The organism is Oryzobacter telluris, assembly GCF_043099285.1.
Taxonomy (GTDB): Bacteria; Actinomycetota; Actinomycetes; order Actinomycetales; family Dermatophilaceae; genus Oryzobacter; species Oryzobacter telluris.
In genome coordinates, this window is sequence record NZ_CP170723.1 from 1,758,941 (window position 1) to 1,776,966 (window position 18,026).

Genomic DNA, 18,026 nt, shown 5'->3' on the forward strand with positions numbered 1-18,026 from the left:
CTGACCGTCGCCGCCGAGGCCTCAGGGCGTGCCGGGGGCGCGGAACGGGTGCGGTCGTCCGTGCTGTGCGGCGTGCCAGTCGAGGTAGCCCTCGACCGCGGTGGGCAGGGTCGGGAAGATCCGGTCGGTGCCGATGGCGTCGACGAGGCCCGCGGCGCGCAGGTCGTCGAGGAGCTCCTGCTTGACGCGCGCGAGGGCGAGGACGACCCCCCGCGCCTCCATCTCGCGGCGCAGGCGGTCGAGGGCGTCGAGGCTGGTGAGGTCGACCTCGACCACGGCCTCGGCGTTGAGGACGAGCCACTCCACCGCGTCGTGGGCCCGGTCGACGGCGGCGGTGGCGCGGCGGTGGAAGTCCTCGGCGTTGGCGAAGAACAGCGGGGAGTCGTACCGGTACACGACGAGGCCCGGCACCTGCCGGGCCGTCGGGTAGTCGTCGACGTCGTGCATCCCGGCCACCCCGGGGACGTAGCCGAGGACGCCGTCGTGGGGGCGGGCGACGCGGCGCAGGAGGTCGCCGAGGGAGAGCGCGACGGCGAGCAGGATCCCGTTGAGCGCGCCGAGGACGAACACACCCAGCGTCGTGGCGACGAGGAGGACCAGCTCGCTGCGGCGGAAGCGGGCGACGCGGCGGATCTCGGCGACGTCGACGAGCCGCAGCGCCGCGTAGACGACGAGGGCGCCGAGTGCCGCCTTCGGGAACGCCGCGATGACCGGGCCGAGCGCGAGGACGGCGACGAGGACGGTCGCGAGGGTGACGAGCGAGGCGAGCTGGGTGCGGCTGCCCATCGAGTCGCCGATGGCGGTGCGGCTGCCGCTGCTGCTGACGGGGAACCCGGAGAGCAGCCCGCCGGCGACGTTGGCGGCGCCGAGGGCGAGGAACTCCTGGTCGGCGTCGACCCGGTCGCCCTTGCGGTCGCCGAACGCCCGCGCGGTGAGGACGTTGTCGGAGTAGGCGACGACCGCGATGCCCAGGGCGGGACCGAGCATGGCCAGGACCGAGCCGGGGGAGAGGTCGGGCAGCGTGAGCCGGGGGAGCGTCTCGGGCAGGGCGCCGACGGTCTCGACCCCGCGCGCCCGCAGGCCGAGGACGACCACCGCGCCCGCGCCGAGGAGGACGGCGAGCAGCGGGGTCGGCAGGCGCGGCCACCGGCGCGAGGCGAGCAGGAGCAGGACGAGGAGGGTGGCGCCGAGCGCGAGGGTCGGGCCGTGGACCTGCCCGGCGCCGCGGACCACGTCCCAGACCTGCTCGGGGAGCGAGCCGTCGCCGACGGGGATTCCGGTGAGGGTGTCGAGCTGGCTGACGACCATGAGGACGGCCACGCCGGCGAGGTAGCCCACGAGCACCGGCTTGGAGAGCAGGTCGGCGAGGAACCCCAGCCCGAGGACCCAGCCCAGGACGCAGAGCAGGCCGGTGACGACGGCGAGGGCCGCGGCCAGGGCGGCGTACTCGTCGGGGCCGCTGACACCGAGCGCGGCGATGGCGGTGGCGGTCATCAGGGCGGTCGTCGACTCGGGGCCGACCGAGAGCTGGCGGGAGGAGCCGAGCAGGGCGTAGACGAGGGTGGGGCCGACGATCGCGAGCAGCCCGGTGGCCGGCGGCAGGCCGGCGATCTGGGCGTAGGCCATGACCTGCGGGACGAGGTACGCGGCCACGGTGACCCCGGCCAGGAGGTCGCCGCGCAGCCACGGGCGCTCGTAGTGGCGCAGGGTGCCCAGGCCCGGCAGGGTCCGCGCGAGCGTGAGGCGGCGGCGCGTGGAGAGCGGCCGGTCGTGGCCGTCGGCGGTGGGCACGGGGCGATTCGACCACACCGGTCGGCGTGTCGCGGGTCAATCCGGCCCGTCGAACACGTGTTCGGCTACGGTCGTCCACAGGTGGCGCCCCCGACCGCACTCGTCCACAGGCCAGACGGCAGCCCGTGACCGCTGTCGGTGCCGCCACCTAGCGTCTGACCAGACCACGCGAGAAGTCCGACCGCGCGGGATGGTCGCCGGTGGACGCGTTCGAGGCACGACGAGAAGGAACAGGTGTGACATGGCTGGTACTCGCGGAGCAGTGATGCCCAATCCGGTGGCCGCGGCCAACGGTGGCGAGAAGGACAAGGCCCTCTCCTCGGTGATGGCCCAGATCGAGAAGCAGCACGGCAAGGGCGCCGTCATGCGCCTCGGTGACGACGTGCGGCCGCCGATCGAGGTCATCCCGACCGGGTCGATCGCCCTCGACATCGCCCTCGGCATCGGTGGGCTGCCCCGGGGCCGCGTCGTCGAGATCTACGGCCCGGAGAGCTCGGGCAAGACGACCGTCGCCCTGCACGCCGTCGCCAACGCGCAGAAGGCCGGTGGCATCGCCGCGTTCATCGACGCCGAGCACGCGCTCGACCCCGAGTACGCCAAGGCGCTCGGTGTCGACACCGACGCGCTCCTCGTCTCCCAGCCCGACACGGGGGAGCAGGCGCTCGAGATCGCCGACATGCTCATCCGCTCCGGCGCCCTCGACATCATCGTCATCGACTCCGTGGCCGCGCTCGTGCCCCGTGCCGAGATCGAGGGCGAGATGGGCGACAGCCACGTCGGGCTCCAGGCCCGCCTCATGTCGCAGGCGCTGCGCAAGATCACCGGCGCCCTCAACACCACCGGCACCACGGCCATCTTCATCAACCAGCTGCGCGAGAAGATCGGCGTGATGTTCGGCTCGCCCGAGACCACCACCGGTGGCAAGGCGCTGAAGTTCTACGCCTCCGTGCGCCTCGACGTGCGCCGCATCGAGACCCTCAAGGACGGCACCGACGCGGTCGGCAACCGCACCCGCTGCAAGGTCGTGAAGAACAAGGTGAGCCCGCCGTTCAAGCAGGCCGAGTTCGACATCCTCTACGGCCAGGGCATCTCCCGCGAGGGCGGCCTCATCGACATGGGCGTCGAGCAGGGCTTCGTGCGCAAGGCCGGCGCCTGGTACACGATGGACGGCGACCAGCTGGGGCAGGGCAAGGAGAACGCGCGCGCCTTCCTCAAGGACAACCCCGAGCTCGCCGACGAGCTGGAGAAGAACATCAAGGTCAAGTTGGGCATCGGCCAGCCGCGGGTCGACGCGGTCGTCGTGCCCGAGGTCCCGGTCGACTTCTGAGCCGACCGCTCGCTTCCATGCCGTTCGCTGACCCGACGACCCCGCCGCCCGACTGGGCGGCGGGGTCGTCGGGCGTCGAGGCTCCGACGCCGCTGGTGTGGGCCGGGAGCGACGACGCGTCCGGGGACGGCCGGCCGTCAGGGGGCGACGGCGGCCGACGACGTCGTGGCGGCCGAGGTCGTGGTCGGGGCGAGAGCGTGCCGCCCGACCCCGAGGCCGACCCGCGCACCCGCGGTGAGGCCGTCGACCCGCACGACTGGGCCCGCCAGATCGTCCTGCGCCAGCTGACCGCGGCGCCGCGGTCGCGCTCCCAGCTCGCGCAGGTGCTGCGCCGCAAGGAGTGCCCCGACGACGTCGCCACGGCGGTCCTGGACCGGATGGAGGAGGTCGGCCTCGTCGACGACGAGGCCTACGCCGGCATGCTCGTACGCTCCCAGCAGGCCGGGCGCGGGCTGGCCCGCCGGGCGCTGGCCCAGGAGCTGCGGCGCAAGGGCGTCGACGACGAGACGGCCCGGGCCGCCCTCGACGAGGTCGACCCCGCCGACGAGGAGGACCGCGCCCGCCAGCTCGTCGCGAAGAAGATGCGCACCATGCACGGGCTCGAGCCCGTGGTCCAGACCCGCCGCCTCGCCGGGATGCTCGCGCGCAAGGGCTACGGCTCCGAGCTCGCGATGCGCATCGTGCGCGAGGCCGTCCGCGAGGCCCCGGAGCACCAGCGCGACTGAGGTGGCAGCCGTGGGGGGCGCCGGCCGCGGTGCGCCGCGACCGGCTGGTGTCAGATCGAGTGCAGGGGCCGGTCGCCGGGGGCGAGGGAGTCGGCCGGCACGATCCGCTTGCCGTAGGGGAACAGGGAGACCGGCAGGAGCTTGAGGTTCGCGACGGCCAGCGGGATGCCGATGATGGTGATCGCCTGCGCCACCGCCGTCACCACGTGCCCGAGGGCCAGCCACCACCCGGCCAGGAGCACCCACACGACGTTGAGCAATACCGACCCGGCGCCGGCCCCCGGCTGGCGCACCACGGCGCGGCCGAACGGCCACAGCGCGTAGGTCGCCATCCGGAACGAGGCCACCCCCAGCGGGATCGTCACGATGAGCACGCAGAAGATGACTCCGGCGAACGCGTATCCCAGCGCCAGCCAGAAGCCGCCGAAGACGAGCCAGACGAGGTTGAGCAGGGTCCGCACGGGAGTCCTTCCTGGAGTTCAGTGAGTCCGGAGCCGGGCGACGACCTCGTCGTCGTCGACCTCGCCGGTCTCGACGAAGCCCAGGCTCGCGTAGAGACCCTTCGCCACGGTGTTGTCCGGGTGGTACGCCAGCGCGAACCCCGCGGCGCCGGCGCGCTCGCGCAGCATCCCCAGCGTCGCGACGACGGCAGCGCGCCCGAGCCCGCGACCCTGGTGCGCGTCGTCGACGAGGACCCCGCCGAGCCAGCAGCTGCCGTCCTCGGGGTCGGTCGCCCACATGAGGAACCCGACCACCGCGCCCGTGTCGTCGTGCACCGACAGGGGTTGCCAGACACCGTCGTACGCACACAGTGCGAGGTAGTAGGCGGGTGCCGCCACGAACCGCTCCTGGCCGGGTGCCACGGTGAGCCGCGCGACGTCGCGCCAGCTCGCGGCGTCCACCGGCCGCAGCGACACCTGACGTCCCGGCTCGTCCACGCACCCACCCTAGGACGTCCAGCCCTCGGACACCGGAGCCCCGAAACACGGGGGTGACACGGTCGTGATGACAGGTTCACGCGGTGGCCATAGGTTCGTCACGTGAGCGAGCAGGGAGCCGACGCGGGCAGCAGCCTCTTCGACGAGTACACGCTCGGAGCGGCCTGGGACGAGATGCTCTCCGAACCCGGCGCACCCCGCACGGCCTACAAGCCGGTGTTCCACACCCTGCGCGCCATGACCGGCCAGACGCTCAAGGAGCGCGCCGACACCCTCGCCCGCTCCTACCTCGACCAGGGCGTCACCTTCGACTACGCCGGCGAGGAGCGCCCCTTCCCGCTCGACGCCGTGCCGCGCGTCATCTCGGCGCACGAGTGGCAGGTCATCGAGTCCGGTGTCGTCCAGCGGGTCACGGCGCTGGAGTCCTTCCTCGACGACATCTACTCCCGCGAGGGTGAGATCCCGCGCGCCGTGCACGAGGGGATCATCCCGTGGCGGCTCATCGCGAGCAGCACGCACTACCACCGCGCGGTCATGGGCATCCGGCCGAGCAACGGCGTGCGCGTGCACGTGGCCGGCGTCGACCTCATCCGCGACGAGGACGGGACCTTCCGCGTCCTCGAGGACAACGTCCGGGTCCCGTCGGGAGTCAGCTACGTCATCGCCAACCGCCGGGCCATGGCCAACGTCTTCCCCGAGGCGTTCGCGACGATGCGGATCCGCCCGGTGCACGACTACCCCCGGATGCTGCTCGCCGCCCTGCGCGCCGCGGCCCCCGACGGCGCGAGCGACCCGACCGTCGTCGTCCTCACCCCCGGCGTCTTCAACTCGGCGTACTTCGAGCACGCCCTCCTCGCCCGGATGATGGGCGTCGAGCTCGTCGAGGGCCGCGACCTCGTCTGTGTGGGGGGCCAGGTCCGGATGCGGACGACGACCGGCGACAAGCCGGTCGACGTCATCTACCGCCGCATCGACGACGAGTTCCTCGACCCGGTGCACTTCCACGGCGACTCCGTCCTCGGCGTGGCGGGGCTCGTGTCGGCGATGCGCAGCGGCCGCGTCACCGTGGCCAACGCTGTCGGCAACGGGGTCGCCGACGACAAGCTCATCTACTCCTACCTGCCCGAGCTCATCCGGTTCTACCTCGACGAGGACCCGATCCTGGGCAACGTCGACACCTACCGGTGTGAGGAGCCGGGCGTCCTGGAGCACGTCCTGGACCACCTGCACGAGATGGTCGTCAAGCCGGTCGACGGGTCCGGGGGCAAGGGCCTGGTCGTCGGGCCCAAGGCGGATGCCGCGACCCTCGAACGCCTGCGCGGCCAGCTCTCGGCCGACCCGCGCGGCTGGATCGCCCAGCCGGTCGTCCAGCTCTCCACGGTGCCGACCTTCATCGACGGCCACCTCGCCCCGCGCCACGTCGACCTGCGCCCGTTCGCGGTCAACGACGGCGAGCGCGTGCGGGTGCTGCCCGGCGGCCTCACCCGCGTCGCGCTCCCCGAGGGCGAGCTCGTCGTCAACTCCAGCCAGGGCGGTGGCAGCAAGGACACCTGGGTGCTCTCCGACCGCCGGCCCTCGCCGAACGCCCCGAGCCGCCTCCCCGACAACCGCGAGGTGGTCGTCATGAGCGCCCCCACGGCCTCCCACGAGGACAGCATGCGCGAGCAGCAGCAACAGCAGCAGCAGGCCACGAGGCGCGCTGCGGGGGGCCGGACGTGCTGAGCCGCATCGCCGAGTCGCTGTTCTGGATCGGCCGCTACACCGAGCGCGCCGACGGCACCGCCCGCATCGTCGACGTGCTGCGCCTGCAGCTGCTCGAGGACCCCGGCGCCGACGAGACCCTCGCGTCCAACACCGTGCTCTCGGTGATCATGGGCCTGCCGTGGGACGGCGAGGCGACCTTCTCCGAGGTCAGCACCGCCCTCGTCTTCGACCGCGCCAACGCCGGCTCGATCACCGGCGCCTGGTTCGCGGCCCGCGAGAACGCCCGCCGCGCCCGCGAGACCCTCTCCACCGAGCTCTGGGAGGGCATCAACACCACCTGGCACCGCTGGAACGGGTTCGGCCGCACCGTCGCCACCGAGCGCCACCTGTCGTGGGCCCGCGAGCGCGCGGCCCTCATCTCCGGCATCGCCGACTCGACGATGCGCCACGACGAGGCCTGGGACTTCCTCGTCCTCGGTCGCAGCCTCGAACGCGCCGACATGACGGCCCGCCTCGTGGCCACCGGGGCGATGCCGCGCGGTGGCGCCCCGTGGTCGGTGGTGCTCTCCAGCTGCGGTGCGCAACAGGCGTTCATGCGCAGCCAGCGCGGCCTGCTCAGCGACGACGCCGCCGCGGCCTTCCTCGTCCTGGACCGCGAGTTCCCCCGCTCGGTGTTCTTCGCCCTGTCCGAGGCCGAGCGACGGCTCGCCGCCCTGTCGCCGGCTCCGGACGAGCGGATCGGGGTGTCCGACGAGGCCCGCCGCCAGCTCGGTCGCATCCGCACCTCGCTGGAGTTCCGGTCCACCGCAGACGTCATCAACGACCTGCCGGCCCAGATGCTGCGGGTGCAGGCCGCCGTGATGGCGAGCTCCCTCGCCATCGCGGGGCGCTACTTCCAGTCGGGACCGCTGACGACGTGGACCAAGGACGGGGTGCTGTGATGCGCCGGTACCGCATCGTCCACACGACGTCGCTCACCTACGACAGTGCCGTGCGGGCCGCCCACAACGAGCTGCGGATGACGCCGCCGAACGAGGCCGGCCAGACGACGCTGGAGAACCGCATCCGGATCCGGCCGATGACGTGGAGCCACGTCTACCGCGACCACTGGGGCACCCACGTCATGGCGATGGAGAGCCTCGCCTCGCACTCCCAGCTGGACATCGAGGCCATCTCCACCGTCGAGCGCACCCCGGTGGAGCCCCACGAGCCGTCGCTCGACTGGAGCGCGGTGCGCAACCCCGCCGTCCAGGACCGCAGCTACGAGTGGCTGATGCTCTCGGCCCGCACCCGGCCCGGCGCCGGCATCGCCGAGCTCGCCCACGCCGTGCGCGGGATGTCCACCCCGCACGAGGCCGCGACCGAGCTGGCCCGACAGGTCCGGGCCGAGATGCGCTACCAGCGCGGGGTCACCGGCGTGCACAGCCGCGGCGAGGACGCGTGGACCGAGCGCGCCGGCGTCTGCCAGGACTTCGCGCACATCACCATCGGCGCCCTGCGCAGCCTGGGGGTCCCGGCCCGGTACGTGTCGGGGTACCTCGTGCCCAAGCGCGACGCGGCGGTGGGGGAGACCTCCACCGGCGAGAGCCACGCCTGGGTCGAGTTCTGGGACGACGGCTGGGTGGCGGTGGACCCCACCAACGGCACGGAGGTGTCCACCGACCACGTCGTCGTCGCCCGCGGCCGCGACTACGAGGACGTCCCGCCGTTCAAGGGGATCTACTCGGGCCGGGCCGTGGCCACGCTCGAGGTGGGCGTCGCCATCACCCGGCTGGCCTGACCCGAGGATTCCCGGCCGACCCCCGCGGCGGCTTACCCTTGTGCACGCCATGACTGCAGCCAAGACCTACGACGTGCGCACCCACGGGTGCCAGATGAACGTCCACGACTCCGAGCGCCTCGCCGGCCTGCTCGAGACCGCCGGCTACGTCGACCTCGCGAGCCTGCCCGCCACCGACCGCCCCGACGTCGCCGACGTCGTCGTGTTCAACACCTGCGCGGTGCGCGAGAACGCCGACAACAAGCTCTACGGCAACCTGGGCCAGCTGCGCCCGGCGAAGACCGCGAACCCCGACCTGCAGATCGCCGTCGGCGGCTGCATGGCGCAGAAGGACCGCGAGACCATCGTCAAGCGCGCCCCGTGGGTCGACGTCGTGTTCGGCACCCACAACATCGGCAGCCTCCCGGCACTGCTCGACCGCGCCCGCCACAACAAGCGCGCCGAGGTCGAGATCCTCGAGTCCCTCGAGACGTTCCCCTCCACGCTGCCGACGCGCCGCGACTCCGCGTTCGCCGGCTGGGTGTCGATCTCGGTCGGCTGCAACAACACCTGCACGTTCTGCATCGTCCCGAGCCTGCGCGGCAAGGAGCAGGACCGCCGGCCCGGCGACGTCCTCGCCGAGATCGAGGCGCTCGTGGAGCAGGGGGTCGTCGAGATCACCCTGCTCGGCCAGAACGTCAACACCTACGGCGTCGAGTTCGGCGACAAGCTCGCCTTCGGCAAGCTCCTGCGCGCCTGCGGTGAGGTCGAGGGCCTGGAGCGGGTGCGGTTCACCAGCCCGCACCCGGCCGCCTTCACCGACGACGTCATCGACGCGATGGCCCAGACCCCCAACGTCATGCCCAGCCTCCACATGCCGCTGCAGTCCGGCTCCGACCGCGTCCTGAAGGCCATGCGCCGCAGCTACCGCAGCGAGCGCTTCCTCGGGATCATCGACCGGGTTCGCGCCGCGATGCCCGAGGCCGCGATCACCACCGACCTCATCGTCGGGTTCCCCGGGGAGACCGAGGAGGACTTCGCCGAGACGCTGCGGGTCGTCGAGGCGTCGCGCTTCTCCAGCGCCTTCACCTTCCAGTACTCGATCCGCGCGGGCACCCCGGCGGCGACGATGCCCGACCAGGTCCCCAAGGCCGTGGTGCAGGAGCGCTTCGAGCGGCTCATCGCCCTCCAGGAGGAGGTGTCGTGGGCCGAGAACCGTCGCGTCGAGGGGCGGGAGGTCGAGGTGCTCGTGGCGCCCGGCGAGGGGCGCAAGGACGGCGAGACCGCCCGCCTCAGCGGCCGGGCGAGGGACAACCGCCTCGTGCACTTCGCCGTGCCCGAGGGGGCCGAGCGCCCCCGGCCCGGCGACGCGGTGACCGTCGGTGTCACCTACGGAGCCCCCCACCACCTCGTCGCCGACAGTGGCGTGCGCGGTGGTGTCTACGCCGTGCGGCGGACCGCCGGCGGTGCTGCGTGGGAGCGGCTCCAGGACGCCCCCGTCCCGGGCAAGCCCCCCGTGGCGCTCGGGATGCCCGCGGTGGGCGTCCCGGCGATGGCGTCGGTGTCGGCGCCGGCCTGCTCGACCTGAGTCAGGCGAACAGGAGGAAGGCGGCGACCGCGACGCCGAGCGTGATGAAGAGGGCGGCACCGGCGCGCAGGGCCGCGACGCGGCTGATGGCGCGGGTGGGGAGGTCCTTCTCGCGGCGGGGCGAGTTGGTGGCGGCCCACAGGGGGGTCGGGTCGAACGGCTCGAGGTCCATCGGCGGGAGGCCGGAGTGGTAGTGGGCCATGGGGGTGTTCCCTTCGTGAGGGGCGAGAGAGCTTCAGGCTAGGGAGGTGGCGGGTCACCCTGTCGGGTGTCGACGTCACGGTGGCCGTTCGGCCGAACCTGTCTGGACGACGGGACGACCGGTGGGCGAGATCGCGTCAGATGAGGCTGAGGGCGAAGGCGGCAGCCGCCTCGAGTGTCACGGCGACCCCCGCCGTGACCAACATCGCGCGACGCCGGGCCCGCATGGGGACGATGACGTCGGCGTGGACCTGGTGTGCCGCCGCCCACAGTGGTGCTGGGTCGAACGGGGTGACCGAACAGAACGGGATGGCGGGCGACTGGCGAGGCATGATCCTTGGGTTTCCTTTACTCGGAGAAAACCCCTGCATGACCAACGCTAGACGACCGGCAGACCCGGACACAGCACCCGAACGGCCCACACACCAAGTTCACCCGAACGGCCGAGGACTTGCGTCAGTGCAAGCGTTTCCGCACCCGTCGGCGTGCTCGGTCAGGCCGTGGCGGGGCCCGGTTCGAGCCACGCGTGGACCAGCGGGACCACCGACGCACCCTCGCCGCTGGCCGCCGCGACGCGCTTCATCGAGCCGGCCCGCACGTCACCCACGGCGAACACGCCCGGGACGGTGGTCTCCAGGCTCGCCGGCGGGATGTCTCCGGCCCAGTGCTCCGTGGGCACGTCGCGGCCGGTGAGGACGAAGCCCCGCGCGTCGCGGGCGACGGCGCCCGGGAGCCAGTCGCACCGCGGCTCGGCGCCGAGGAGGAGGAACAGGCCGCGGCAGACCACCTGCTCGTCGGCGCCGGTGTTCGTGTCGCGCAGCACGAGCCAGTCGAGGCGACCGTCGCCGCCCGCGCCGACCACCTCGGTGCACGGGCGCACCGTGACGCGCGGGTTGAAGGCCAGCTCGCCGAGGAGGTAGCTCGACATCGTCGGCTCGAGGCTCTCGCGGCGCACGGCGATCGTCACGCTGCGGGCGAACCGCGAGAGGTGCACGGCCGCCTGGCCGGCGCTGTTGCCGCCACCGACGATGACGACGTCGGCGTCCTCCATCTCGCGCGCCGCGCTCATCGCGGAGCCGTAGTAGACGCCGAGCCCCACGAGGTCCTCGACGCCCGGGACCCGCAGGCGCCGGTAGCTGACCCCGTTGGCGATGACGACCGAGCGGGCGCGCACCTCCGCGCCCTCGTCGGTGCGCAGCAGGTGCGGCTCGCCGTCGGTGCCGGGGGAGAGGTGCTCGACCTCCCAGCCGGTGAGGAACGTCGTGCCGAACCGGATGGCCTGGTTGCGCGCTCGCTGGGCCAGCCGCATGCCCGAGATCCCGCGGGGGAAGCCGAGGTAGTTGCGGATCATCGAGGACGTGCCGGCCTGGCCGCCGACGGCCTCGGCCTCGAGGACCACCGTCGACAGGCCCTCGGACGACGCGTAGACGGCGGCCGCGAGCCCGGCCGGGCCGGCGCCGACGACCGCGACGTCGACGACGCTGTCGGCGACGACCTGGGCGGCCGAGGGGAACACCCGCAACGCGACGTCGCGAACCCGGGTGGGGGAGAACGTCTCCCCGTCGACCCGCTGCACCACGGGGAACGACGGGTCGGGGCCGACGTGGGCGAGGACGGCGCGTCCCTGCTCGCTGTCGGGGGTGTAGACGTGGTGGGGCATCCCCATCCGCTCGAGGAAGTCGCAGACCGCCTGGGTCAGCGCGTCGCGGCCCGGGGCGACGACGCGCACGGTGTCGACCTCGGGGTCCGGCACGGTGGCGCCCCAGTCGGAGAGCAGCTCGCCGATGGCGCCGTGGAACTCCTCGTCGCGGCGTCCGCGCGGCATGAGGAGGTAGGCGTCGTACTTGCCCTTGGCCAGGCCGTGCCGCAGGTGCGGCGCGTCGGTGAGGAAGCGCGACCAGTGGGCGGCGACGACGCGGCGCGCGGTGGGGACGAGGGAGCGCCAGCGGGCGAGGGCCTCGTAGGTCTCGGCGTCGGGCAGCAGCGACTCGCTGACGATCAGCGGGACGCGTCCGCCCTCACCGAGGACGGACGCGATCAGGGCATCGGCGTCGTCGGTGGTGCCGACGCAGCGGACGTCGTAGTCACGGCCGTACCGGCCGAACTCGTCGACCAGCACCTCCGCGTGCTCGGGCGCGACGAGGACGATGACGGGATCCACGTCGCGAGCATAGGTCGGGCCCGGCCGGATCGGGAGGGCCCCCGGAGGTCACTGCCCGATGGCGTCGTCCGCCTTCGCCTGGCCCTGGTCGATCTGGCCGGCGTACTTGCCTCCGGTGGCCTGGTCGACGGCGTCACCGCCGCGCTCGATGACCTGGTCGCTGATGCTCTCGACCTGCTCGGGGTTGTCGTGCGCGAGCTGCTCGAGCTTGGCCTTGGCGTCGTCGAGAAGACCCATGGTCCCTCCCTGGTGTCCGGGGCCCGGTCGCTCCGGGTCCACCGGTCCAGCACAGCCCCACGAGGCCTGCGTTGGCAAGGGGCGGCGCTCTGGAAGAATCGTGGGCATGGCTGTCCGACCCGTCGTCATCACCGGAGACCCGGTCCTCCACACCCGTGCCCGTCCCGTCGAGGTCATCGACGACGAGGTGCGCGAGCTCGTCGCCGACATGTTCGAGACGATGGACGCCGCGCGCGGCGTCGGCCTCGCGGCGCCCCAGGTGGGGGTGGGCCTGCGGGTGTTCACCTGGCAGCTGGCCAACGACGACGGCATCCCGCCGCGCGGCGTCGTCATCAACCCGTACCTGACGTCGAGCAAGCCGCTCGCCGGCGACCCCGACCCCGACGAGGAGGTCGAGGGGTGCCTGTCGGTGCCCGGCGAGGCGTTCCCGCTGCGCCGCGGCGAGACGGCGACGCTCACCGGGCTGGCCCTCGACGGCACCGAGCTGCGCTACGAGGCCACGGGGTGGTTCGCGCGGATGCTCCAGCACGAGTACGACCACCTCAACGGGTTCCTCTACGTCGACCGGCTCGGCGGCAAGTGGGCCAAGAAGGCGAAGAAGGCCGTCAAGGCCAACGGCTGGGGCGTGCCCGGCGGGTCGTGGATGCCCGGCGAGGACCGCGACCCGTTCGGCCACGACGACGACACCCCCGAGGAGGAGCGTGCCGACTGACGGCGACGACCCCGCCGCCCTCGAGGCGGTCCTCGGGACGTCGGCGGCGCGGGGCATCCCGTTCGTCGTCGCCGTGGTCGGCGCGACCGCCACCGGCAAGTCCGACCTCGGGGTGAGCCTGGGCCGGCACCTGGACGGCGAGGTCGTGGGGGCCGACGCGTCGCAGCTCTACCGCGGGATGGACATCGGCACGGCCAAGCTGCCCCTCGCGGAGCGCGAGGGCGTCCCGCACCACCAGGTCGACGTCCTCGACGTCGCGCAGGAGGCGACCCTCGCCGGCTACCAGCGGCACGCCCGCGCCGACGTCGACGCCGTCCTCGCACGCGGCGCCGTCCCGGTGGTCGTCGGCGGGTCGGGCCTGTACGTGCGCGCGCTCCTCGACCGGCTCGACATCCCGCCCACCGACCCGCAGGTGCGCGCCCGCCTCGAGGCGCGCCTGGCCGACGAGGGGGTCGAGGCGCTCCTCGCCGAGCTGCGCCGGGTCGACCCCGAGGCCGCGGCCGCCATCGAGCCGAACAACGGGCGGCGCATCGTGCGCGCCCTCGAGGTCGTCGAGCTCACCGGCCGCCCGTTCAGCGCGACGATGCCGACCCGCGACTTCGTGCGTCCCACCCTCGTCGTCGGGCTGCGGTTCGACCGCGAGGCCCTCGACACCCGCATCGAGCGGCGGACCCGCCGGATGTTCGCCGGAGGCCTCGTCGAGGAGACCCGCGCGCTGGTCGACCTCGGCCTGCGCGAGGGGCGCACGGCGAGCCGCGCGGTCGGCTACGCGCAGGCGCTCGCCGTCATCGACGGGACGATGACGGTGGAGGAGGCGACCGCCGACACCGCGCTGCGCACCCGGCGCCTCGTGCGGCGGCAGGAGTCGTGGTTCGGCGCCGACCCACGCCTGCACTGGTTCGACGCCGTCGACCGCGACCTCGTGGACCGGGTCGTCGAGCTCGTCGAGGAGTCCGCGACGTCGGTGCGCCGTCGGGGATGGGACGATGGGGCGCATGGCTGACCGGCTCGCGTTCACGAAGGGGCACGGCACGCAGAACGACTTCGTCCTCGTGCCCGACCTCGACGGTGTCCTCGGCCTGTCCGCGGCGCGCGCCGCCGCCCTGGCCGACCGGCGCGCCGGCATCGGTGGCGACGGCGTCATCCGGGTGGTGCCCACCGAGGCCGCCGACGACGACGCGGTGCGCGCCCAGGCGCCGCAGGCCCGCTGGTTCATGGACTACCGCAACGCCGACGGCAGCCTGTCGGAGATGTGCGGCAACGGCACGCGCGTGTTCGCGGCGTTCCTGCGGCGTGAGGGGCTGGAGAGCGCCGACACGTTCGCCATCGCCACGCGCGCCGGGGTCAAGCAGGTGCGTGCCGAGGGCGACGGGTTCGCCGTCGACCTCGGGCCGTGGCGCCTGGCCGACCCCGACACCGCCGAGCGCGACGGCTTCGACTCCCTCGTCGTCCTCGACGAGCGCGACGGCGACGACCCGTTCTCCGCCCTGTCCGTCGACCTCGGCAACCCGCACACCGTCGTCGCCCTCCCCGAGGAGTTCGACCTCGACGGCCTCGACCTCCACCGCGCTCCGGTGGTGAACCCCCGTCCGCCGCACGGCACCAACGTCGAGCTGGTGCGCCCGCTGGGGCCCGGTCACATCGCGATGCGCGTCCACGAGCGCGGGGTGGGGGAGACCCGCTCCTGCGGCACCGGCGCGTGCGCCGCCGCCATCGCCACGAGCTTCTGGGCCGGGTCCCTCGACACCGGCTCGACGTGGACGGTCGACGTCCCCGGCGGCCGGCTCACCGTGCGGCTGCTCGCCGACCACGGGGTCGAGCTCGCGGGTCCGGCCGTTCTCGTCGGCGACGGCACCGTCCCGCTCGCCCTGCTGCCCGACTGAGCGCCGGGCCCGGAACGGGTCAGTCCGCGGCGCTGACGCGCAGGACGCGGAAGCCCTTGGCGGACGCGTGCCGGGCGCACGGCAGCCCCAGCTCGGTCGTGATCCACGTCTGCAGCGAGTCCGAACCGAGGTTCTTCTGCACCACGAGGTACGCCACCCCACCCGGCGCCAGCCGCGGGAGCCAGGTGCGCAGCAGCTCGTGCAGCACCGCCTTGCCCACCCGGATCGGGGGGTTGGACCAGATGAGGTCGAACCGCGCGTCCGCGGGCACGTCCGCCGCGACCCCGGCGTGCACCCCGGACAGCCCCAGCGACTCCGCGTTGCGGCGGGTGAGGTCGAGGGCGCGCTCGTTGACGTCGACGGCCCAGACGGTCGCCCCGGGCGCCTGCAGGCCGAGGGTGAGGGCAAGGGGTCCCCACCCGCAGCCGAGGTCGAGGAAGGTCCCGGAGGTCGGCGGCGCCGGTGCCTCGTCGAACAGCACCGCGGTGCCCTTGTCGAGCCCTCCGGGCGAGAAGATGCCGCCGGCGACCTCCACCTCGACCTCGCGACCGGCGAGGCGCACCCGCACCCGCCGGCGCTCGTCGGCGCTCGCGGGGGAGGCGGTGAAGTAGTGGTCGTGGTCGCTCATCGCGCGCCCACGGTAGCGGCGACCGGAAGAATCCGGTCGCCCCGGGGCGTTGAGCGATGAGACCCTAGGGAGAACATGACTGCACGACACATCCTCTCCGGGCGGGCCGAGGCGCTCGCCGACACCACGATCTTCGATACGGCGTCGTCCAACGACGGCGGCTTCGAGCTGGACGACGAGACGGGCTACGACGGGGACCAGCTCGACCGCGAGGAGCGCAAGGCGCTCCGTCGCGTCTCCGGCCTGTCCACCGAGCTCGAGGACGTCACCGAGGTCGAGTACCGCCAGCTGCGGCTCGAGCGGGTCGTCCTCGCCGCCGTCTGGTCCGAGGGCACCCTCACCGACGCCGAGAACTCGATGAAGGAGCTCGCCGCCCTCGCCGAGACCGCCGGCTCCGAGGTGCTCGCCGGTGTCGTCCAGCGGCGCGCGAACCCCGACCCGGCCACCTACCTGGGCAAGGGCAAGGCCGCCGAGCTGCGCGACGTCGTCATCGAGGAGGGCGCGGACACCGTCATCTGCGACACCGAGCTCGCCCCGAGCCAGCGGCGCGCCCTCGAGGACGTCGTCAAGGTCAAGGTCATCGACCGGACCGCCCTCATCCTCGACATCTTCGCCCAGCACGCGAAGAGCCGGGAGGGCAAGGCCCAGGTCGAGCTCGCCCAGCTCCAGTACCTCCTCCCGCGCCTGCGCGGCTGGGGTGACTCGATGTCGCGCCAGGCCGGTGGGCAGGCCGCCGGCGGCCAGGGCATGGGCTCGCGCGGACCGGGTGAGACCAAGATCGAGCTCGACCGCCGACGCATCAACACGCGGGTCGCCCGGCTGCGCCGCGAGATCAAGGACATGAAGACGGTCCGCGACACCAAGCGCAGCAGCCGCAAGGCCAACGCCGTGCCGAGCGTCGCGATCGCCGGGTACACCAACGCCGGCAAGTCGAGCATCCTCAACCGGCTGACCAATGCCGGGGTCCTCGTCGAGAACCAGCTCTTCGCCACCCTCGACCCCACGGTCCGCCGTGCCGAGACGCCCGACGGCCGCCTCTACACGATGACCGACACCGTCGGCTTCGTGCGCCAGCTCCCGCACCAGCTCGTCGAGGCGTTCCGCTCGACCCTGGAGGAGGTGGCCGACGCCGACCTCCTGCTCCACGTCGTCGACGGCTCTCACCCCGACCCCGAGGGCCAGATCTCCGCGGTCCGTGCGGTCCTCGCCGACGTCGACGCCACCGACGTCAAGGAGGTCGTCGTCATCAACAAGGCCGACGCCGCCGACCCCGAGGTCATCGACCGGCTGCGTCGCCACGAGAAGCACTCGATCGTCGTCTCCGCCCGCACCGGCGAGGGCCTCGACGAGCTGCGCGCCCTCATCGGCGAGGAGCTGCCCCAGCCCGACGTCGACGTCGACGTGCTCGTCCCCTATGACCGGGGCGACCTCGTGAGCCGGATCCACGAGACGGGGGAGGTCCTGGCCAGCGAGCACCGCGCCGACGGCACCCGCCTCACCGCTCGGGTCACCCCCGACCTCGCGGCCGACTTGGTGGCCTTCGGGGCCTGACGCCCGACGGCCCGCGTGGCTACGCTGGCCGGATGCTGCCCGAGAGCGTCCAGCGGTTCATCGACGCGGAGATCGCGGCGAACGGGACCGACTTCTCCGACCTGCGTGCCGTCGTCCTCAACGGCACCCTGAAACGCAGTCCCGAGGTGAGTCACACCGACGGCCTGCTCGCCATCACCCGCCACGTCCTCGATGGCGTGGGCGCGCGGGTCGACGTGGTCCGCACGGTCGACCACGTCATCCCCCCGGGCGTGCAGCCCGACATGCGCGAGCACGGCTGGGAACGCGACGACTTCCCCGACCTCTACCGCGGCCTCGTCGAACCGGCCGACATCGTCGTGCTCGCCACGCCCATCTGGCTCGGCGACCAGTCCTCGCAGACCCGCCTCACGATCGAGCGGCTCTACGGGTGGTCCGGCGAGCTCAACGCCAAGGGCCAGTGGTCGTACTACGGCAAGGTCGGCGGCGTCGTCATCACGGGCAACGAGGACGGCGGCAAGCACTGCGCGGCCCAGATGCTCTACGCCCTGTCGCACATCGGCTTCACCATCCCGCCGCAGTCGGACACCTACTGGAACGGCGAGGCCGGACCCGGCCCGTCCTACCTCGACGACGACCGCGGGTCGCACAACCACTGGACCACCCGGAACACCGTCTTCGCGGCCTGGAACATGCTCCACACCGCCCGTCGGCTCAAGGACGCTGGCGGCCTCCCGGCCCACGGGAACGTCACGACGAACTGGGACCTCAGCAGGGTCGACGACCCCAACCCCGAGTACCGCTGAGGGCGGCTCACCACATCCCGAGACGGCGTGGACGGC

At 73.1% G+C, this 18,026-nt stretch carries 19 protein-coding genes; 11 read left to right on the forward strand and 8 right to left on the reverse strand.

Annotated features, from left to right (window positions below):
- Window positions 1-21: 21 nt before the first annotated feature.
- The gene (locus tag ACFLFB_RS07975) at window positions 22-1,791 is read right to left on the reverse strand and encodes a SulP family inorganic anion transporter (RefSeq protein ID WP_392545178.1); all 1,770 of its coding nucleotides are present in this window, start codon (window positions 1,789-1,791) and stop codon (window positions 22-24) included.
- Window positions 1,792-2,056: 265 nt separating this feature from the next.
- Between ACFLFB_RS07975 and recA the strand changes: the two genes are divergently transcribed.
- Both recA and ACFLFB_RS07985 read left to right on the forward strand, forming a co-directional pair.
- On the forward strand, window positions 2,057-3,118 hold the full coding sequence (gene recA, locus ACFLFB_RS07980; protein WP_392545179.1) for a recombinase RecA: 1,062 nt from the start codon (window positions 2,057-2,059) through the stop codon (window positions 3,116-3,118).
- Between the two features lie 17 nt (window positions 3,119-3,135).
- A complete protein-coding gene (locus tag ACFLFB_RS07985) occupies window positions 3,136-3,843 on the forward strand; it encodes a regulatory protein RecX (RefSeq protein ID WP_392545180.1) in 708 nt (235 codons plus the stop codon).
- Between the two features lie 50 nt (window positions 3,844-3,893).
- On the opposite strand, the gene ACFLFB_RS07990 is transcribed toward ACFLFB_RS07985, so the two are convergent.
- Together ACFLFB_RS07990 and ACFLFB_RS07995 are read right to left on the reverse strand one after the other, a co-directional pair.
- Window positions 3,894-4,304 carry a YccF domain-containing protein gene (locus ACFLFB_RS07990; protein ID WP_392545181.1) on the reverse strand — a complete coding sequence of 137 codons (411 nt, stop codon included), beginning with the start codon at window positions 4,302-4,304 and terminating at the stop codon, window positions 3,894-3,896.
- Between the two features lie 18 nt (window positions 4,305-4,322).
- A complete protein-coding gene (locus ACFLFB_RS07995) occupies window positions 4,323-4,781 on the reverse strand; it encodes a GNAT family N-acetyltransferase (protein ID WP_392545182.1) in 459 nt (152 codons plus the stop codon).
- A 174-nt stretch (window positions 4,782-4,955) separates the two neighbouring features.
- On the opposite strand from ACFLFB_RS07995, the gene ACFLFB_RS08000 reads away from it, so the two are divergent.
- From ACFLFB_RS08000 to miaB, 4 genes are read left to right on the forward strand one after another with little or no spacing between them, the layout of a single operon-like run.
- Window positions 4,956-6,503, forward strand: coding sequence for a circularly permuted type 2 ATP-grasp protein (locus ACFLFB_RS08000; protein WP_392545396.1), 1,548 nt, complete (start codon window positions 4,956-4,958; stop codon window positions 6,501-6,503).
- Window positions 6,497-7,426 carry an alpha-E domain-containing protein gene (locus ACFLFB_RS08005; RefSeq protein WP_392545183.1) on the forward strand — a complete coding sequence of 310 codons (930 nt, stop codon included), beginning with the start codon at window positions 6,497-6,499 and terminating at the stop codon, window positions 7,424-7,426. Before ACFLFB_RS08000 ends, ACFLFB_RS08005 begins: the two co-directional genes overlap by 7 nt.
- Entirely contained in the window at window positions 7,426-8,265 is an 840-nt protein-coding gene (locus ACFLFB_RS08010; RefSeq protein WP_392545184.1) for a transglutaminase domain-containing protein, read from the forward strand. Before ACFLFB_RS08005 ends, ACFLFB_RS08010 begins: the two co-directional genes overlap by 1 nt.
- Before the next feature lie 49 nt (window positions 8,266-8,314).
- Window positions 8,315-9,832, forward strand: a complete 1,518-nt coding sequence (gene miaB / locus ACFLFB_RS08015; protein WP_392545185.1) for a tRNA (N6-isopentenyl adenosine(37)-C2)-methylthiotransferase MiaB — start codon at window positions 8,315-8,317, stop codon at window positions 9,830-9,832.
- A gap of 1 nt (window position 9,833) precedes the next feature.
- Here the strand turns inward: miaB and ACFLFB_RS08020 are convergent, their stop codons facing one another.
- From ACFLFB_RS08020 to ACFLFB_RS08035, 4 genes are all read right to left on the reverse strand, one after another.
- Entirely contained in the window at window positions 9,834-10,034 is a 201-nt protein-coding gene (locus tag ACFLFB_RS08020; protein ID WP_392545186.1) for a hypothetical protein, read from the reverse strand.
- 136 nt (window positions 10,035-10,170) lie between these two features.
- Entirely contained in the window at window positions 10,171-10,365 is a 195-nt protein-coding gene (locus ACFLFB_RS08025; protein ID WP_392545187.1) for a hypothetical protein, read from the reverse strand.
- Window positions 10,366-10,526: 161 nt separating this feature from the next.
- Window positions 10,527-12,194 (reverse strand): FAD-dependent oxidoreductase, encoded by a 1,668-nt coding sequence (locus ACFLFB_RS08030; RefSeq protein WP_392545188.1) that lies wholly within the window; start codon window positions 12,192-12,194, stop codon window positions 10,527-10,529.
- Window positions 12,195-12,242: 48 nt separating this feature from the next.
- Window positions 12,243-12,431 carry an antitoxin gene (locus ACFLFB_RS08035; protein WP_392545189.1) on the reverse strand — a complete coding sequence of 63 codons (189 nt, stop codon included), beginning with the start codon at window positions 12,429-12,431 and terminating at the stop codon, window positions 12,243-12,245.
- Window positions 12,432-12,537: 106 nt separating this feature from the next.
- Between ACFLFB_RS08035 and def the strand changes: the two genes are divergently transcribed.
- From def to dapF, 3 genes are read left to right on the forward strand one after another with little or no spacing between them, the layout of a single operon-like run.
- On the forward strand, window positions 12,538-13,143 hold the full coding sequence (gene def, locus ACFLFB_RS08040; protein ID WP_392545190.1) for a peptide deformylase: 606 nt from the start codon (window positions 12,538-12,540) through the stop codon (window positions 13,141-13,143).
- Between the two features lie 55 nt (window positions 13,144-13,198).
- Window positions 13,199-14,146: a tRNA (adenosine(37)-N6)-dimethylallyltransferase MiaA gene (gene miaA / locus ACFLFB_RS08045; RefSeq protein WP_392545397.1), complete on the forward strand. Its 948-nt coding sequence runs from the start codon at window positions 13,199-13,201 to the stop codon at window positions 14,144-14,146.
- Entirely contained in the window at window positions 14,139-15,026 is an 888-nt protein-coding gene (gene dapF / locus ACFLFB_RS08050; RefSeq protein WP_392545191.1) for a diaminopimelate epimerase, read from the forward strand. The genes miaA and dapF overlap by 8 nt, the downstream gene beginning before the upstream one ends.
- Window positions 15,027-15,045: 19 nt before the next feature.
- Here the strand turns inward: dapF and ACFLFB_RS08055 are convergent, their stop codons facing one another.
- Window positions 15,046-15,654, reverse strand: a complete 609-nt coding sequence (locus tag ACFLFB_RS08055; RefSeq protein ID WP_392545192.1) for a class I SAM-dependent methyltransferase — start codon at window positions 15,652-15,654, stop codon at window positions 15,046-15,048.
- A gap of 75 nt (window positions 15,655-15,729) precedes the next feature.
- Here ACFLFB_RS08055 and hflX point away from each other — a divergent pair, with 75 nt between their 5' ends.
- Window positions 15,730-17,205 (forward strand): GTPase HflX, encoded by a 1,476-nt coding sequence (gene hflX / locus ACFLFB_RS08060; protein ID WP_392545193.1) that lies wholly within the window; start codon window positions 15,730-15,732, stop codon window positions 17,203-17,205.
- A 32-nt stretch (window positions 17,206-17,237) separates the two neighbouring features.
- A complete protein-coding gene (locus ACFLFB_RS08065) occupies window positions 17,238-17,990 on the forward strand; it encodes a flavodoxin family protein (RefSeq protein WP_392545194.1) in 753 nt (250 codons plus the stop codon).
- Window positions 17,991-18,026 lie beyond the last annotated feature (36 nt).